Below are 3,674 nucleotides of genomic sequence, written 5' to 3'. Positions count from 1 at the left end.
CGGGCCGGCGGCCGCGGGACGCGGCGGCGCCGGGCGCGGCGGCATGGGCAGGCTGCCGCCGTCGGACGGGCTGCTGAAGGGGTTGTTGCCGACCCGCGGACCGGGGGACGGGCGCGGCGGAAGGCCACCACCGGGGACCGGCGGGGCAGGCGCGTCGGCCGGTGCGGCGGTCGGGCCAGAGGCAGCCGGCGCGAGCGGCGCGGGAGCCGTGGGGGCCGCCGGAGCCTCGGGGGCGTCGGCAGCGGGGGCGGCCGGGCCGGGCTTGGGCGCGGCCCTCTTGGCCGGGGCCGGAGCGGCGAGGGCGGCCGCGGGGGCGGCGGCCGGGAAGGCCTCGCGCACCTTGCGGGCGACCGGCGCCTCGATGGTGGAGGAGGCGCTCTTGACGAACTCCCCGTTGTCCTTCAACCAGGACAGCAGGGCCTTGCTCTCGAGACCGAGCTCTTTCGCGAGCTCGTGAACGCGGGCTTTGCCGGGCACTGGACTCCTTCGTCTGGCCGGCGGTGTCTCCGCGGCCTGGGTGCTACTGCATGGGCGTGCTCATGGGTGCTGGCTCATCGAGTGCTCATGTGCGCTTCTCGACCTGCTCTCGTGACGGGACGGGGTGCCCTGCTGCACCTGCGAGGTGCGCTCTCACCGGTCCGAGGTCGAGCGGCCCGGGGACCCGTAGGGCCCGAGGGAGCGCCCGCCGCTTCTCGGCGAGGTCGACGCACCGCGGGTCGGGGTGCACGGAGGCGCCTCGGCCCGGCAGGCGCCCGGCGGGGTCGACGGCCAGCTGGCCGCCCACCACGACGACGCGCAGCAGGGTGGCCTTGGCGTCGCGGTCCCGGCAGCCCACACAGGTGCGCACCGGTCCCGTGACACGGGCCGGTGACGACTCTACCGCGCTCGGCTCCTGGGGGCGCCGGTGCCGGCCTACGACGGGAGGTCCCCGTCGGTCGGCGCCTCCGCCCGGGTCGGCGCGGAGGCATCCCGGGGGGCGTCCCTGGGGAGGTCGCTGTGGATGTCGATGCGCCACCCGGTGAGGCGCGCGGCGAGACGGGCGTTCTGCCCCTCCTTGCCGATCGCGAGCGACAGCTGGTAGTCCGGCACGACGACCTTGGCGGAGCGGTTGACGAGGTCGACGACCTCGACGCTGCTCACCCGGGCCGGTGACAGGGCGTTGCCGACGAAGCGGGCCGGGTCGGCGTCCCAGTCGACGATGTCGATCTTCTCGCCGTGCAGCTCGGTGGTGACCGCGCGCACGCGCGAGCCGACGGGTCCGATGCAGGCGCCCTTGGCGTTGAGCCCCTTGACGGTCGAGCGGACGGCGATCTTGGTGCGGTGGCCGGCCTCGCGGGCCAGCGCGGCGATCTCGACGGAGCCGTCGGCGATCTCCGGCACCTCGAGCGCGAACAGCCCACGCACGAGGTCGGGGTGGGTGCGCGAGACCTGGATGGACGCGCCACGCGGGCCGCGCGCGACCGAGATGACCCGGCACTTCAGCCGCGCACCGTGCTCGTAGACCTCGCCGGGGACCTGCTCGGCGGGCGGCAGGACCGCCTCGATCGCGTCCTCGGTGGCGCCGAGCTTGACCATGACGTTGCGGTTGACGGGCGCCCCCGGCCGCTGCCCGGCCTGCTGCACGATGCCGGACACGACGTCGCCCTCGCGCCCGGCGTACTCGCCGTAGGACACGTCGTTCTCGGCCTCGCGCAGCCGCTGGAGGATGACCTGCTTGGCGGTCATCGTCGCGATCCGGCCGAAGTCGGCAGGGGTGTCGTCCCACTCGCGCGCGACGGTGCCGTCCTCGGCGAGCTCCTGCGCGAGGACCACGGCGTCGCCGGTGGTGCGGTCCAGCGACACGCGCGCGTGCGACTGCGCGCCCTCGGTGTGGCGGTAGGCCGTGAGCAGCGCCGTCTCGATGGCCTGCACCACGAGGTCGAAGGAGATCTCCTTCTCGCGCTCGAGGCTGCGCAGCGCCGTCATGTCGATCTTCACGCGTCGACCTCCTCGTCGTCGGTGTCGGTCTCGTCGAGCTCAGGCTCGGGCTCGGGCTCGCCGGGGCGGGAGAACTCCACCTGCACCAGGGCCTTGCGGACCTCGGACAGTCCTACGACGACCTCCGTGCCGTCGACGTCGAGGACGGCGCTGGTGTCGTCGGCCCGCACCACTCGGCCGGTGACGGCTGGCCCGTCGACGCGTGTGACGGCCACGAGACGGCCGGCGGCGCGCCGCCAGTGGCGGGCCTCGGTGAGCGGGCGGTCGACGCCCGGCGAGCCGACCTCGAGGACGTAGGCGCCGGCGAGCACGCCGGGCTCGCTGTCGTCGAGCGCGTCGAGGGCCTCCGAGACGGTGCGCGAGACCTCGGCGACGTCGTCGAGAGTGACGCCGCCGTCACGGTCGACGAGCACCCGCACGACGCTGCGGCGGCCGGCGGCCTGCACCTCGACGTCCTCGAGGTCGAGGCCGGCGGCCGACACGACGGGGGCGAGCACCTGGTGGAGCCGGGCACGCGAGGCAGGCGCGGAGGCGACCACGGGTCTCGAGCCTCCTTCTGCACTTGTGGGACGAACGGAGCGACCGGCGATCCGGCACCTCGGAGCCTAGCGGCCACCCGCAGCCGTGATCCGTTCGTGACGGGGGTCACCGAACCGCTGAGGCGGGTCGGCACGAACAAACCCGTGACGCCAGCGACACCCGGCGCCACCCCTGACCCCGGACCAGACGGAGCACACACATGCGCAGGACTGCACTCGCCGCGGCGGGGCTCGGACTGCTCGCCCTCACCGCCTGCGGTGGTGGCGAGTCGACGAGCGCCAGCTCCGACGAGCCGACCACCGCGTCCGGTCCCGTCGTGAAGATGCCGCTCACCCAGTTCGACCCGGCCAAGATCTCGATCAAGACCGGCGACACGCTCACCTGGGAGAACAGCAACGACATCGGCCACACGCTGGTGCAGGGCACCTACGAGGTCGACGCGGCCGGCCAGCGCACGTCCGAGAAGGACGACGGCACCTTCACCCTCGACGTGAAGAAGAAGGGCGACAAGGTCACCCACACCTACGCCACGGCCGGCACCTTCGACTACTACTGCACGATCCACAAGGCGATGAACGGCACCGTCACCGTCGCCTGACGCGAACCCCTGATCCCGGTCCGCGCCGTCCGGCGCTGGCCAGCACCGCACCACCCTCACCAAGGAGAAGCATGAACCGGACGTCCCTCCGGCTGGCTGCTGTCGTCGGCGGTCTCGCCCTCGTCACCACGGCCTGCGGCAGCAACACCGACACCGACACCGACGCCACCGACACCCCGAGCTCGGCGGCCACCTCGGCCGCGGCCGTCGGTGCCGCAGGCACCAAGACCGACGCCGCCGCCCTGCGCGCCGGCCTGACCTACCTGCTCGAGGAGCACGTCTACCTCGCCGGCATCGCGATCTCGCAGGCCGTCAAGGACGGTGGCGACCTCACCAAGCCCGGCACCAAGGCTGCCGTGGCCGCGCTCGACACCAACTCCGTCGCGCTGTCGAAGGCCGTCGCGTCGGCCTACCCGGACGCCGAGAAGCCGTTCCTCGACTCGTGGCGCTCGCACATCGGCTTCTTCGTCGACTACACCCTCGGCAAGGCCACCAAGGACGACGCCAAGGTCACCAAGGCCAAGGCCGACCTCGACGGCTACCGCACCTCCTTCGGCGA

The 3,674-nt window shown here is 73.5% G+C and carries 6 protein-coding genes; 2 read left to right on the top strand and 4 right to left on the bottom strand.

Annotated features, from left to right (window positions below):
- From Q8R60_00350 to rimP, 4 genes are all read right to left on the bottom strand, one after another.
- The coding region (locus Q8R60_00350) for a translation initiation factor IF-2 N-terminal domain-containing protein (protein ID MDP3710917.1) at positions 1–477 on the bottom strand (477 nt) is incomplete at its 3' end.
- Positions 478–562: 85 nt separating this feature from the next.
- Entirely contained in the window at positions 563–847 is a 285-nt protein-coding gene (locus tag Q8R60_00345) for a YlxR family protein (protein ID MDP3710916.1), read from the bottom strand.
- A gap of 65 nt (positions 848–912) precedes the next feature.
- On the bottom strand, positions 913–1,977 hold the full coding sequence (gene nusA / locus Q8R60_00340; protein MDP3710915.1) for a transcription termination factor NusA: 1,065 nt from the start codon (positions 1,975–1,977) through the stop codon (positions 913–915).
- Positions 1,974–2,516 (bottom strand): ribosome maturation factor RimP, encoded by a 543-nt coding sequence (gene rimP / locus Q8R60_00335; GenBank protein ID MDP3710914.1) that lies wholly within the window; start codon positions 2,514–2,516, stop codon positions 1,974–1,976. The genes nusA and rimP overlap by 4 nt, the downstream gene beginning before the upstream one ends.
- A gap of 200 nt (positions 2,517–2,716) precedes the next feature.
- Between rimP and Q8R60_00330 the strand changes: the two genes are divergently transcribed.
- Positions 2,717–3,115 (top strand): plastocyanin/azurin family copper-binding protein, encoded by a 399-nt coding sequence (locus Q8R60_00330; GenBank protein MDP3710913.1) that lies wholly within the window; start codon positions 2,717–2,719, stop codon positions 3,113–3,115.
- Positions 3,116–3,186: 71 nt separating this feature from the next.
- On the top strand, positions 3,187–3,674 hold a 488-nt coding region (locus Q8R60_00325), incomplete at its 3' end, for a hypothetical protein (protein MDP3710912.1).

Source organism: Mycobacteriales bacterium, from assembly GCA_030697205.1.
In the GTDB taxonomy this organism is placed as follows: Bacteria; Actinomycetota; Actinomycetes; order Mycobacteriales; family SCTD01; genus JAUYQP01.
Note: the sequence above shows the minus strand (reverse complement) of the source record. Positions and strands in the feature narration are given on the sequence as shown.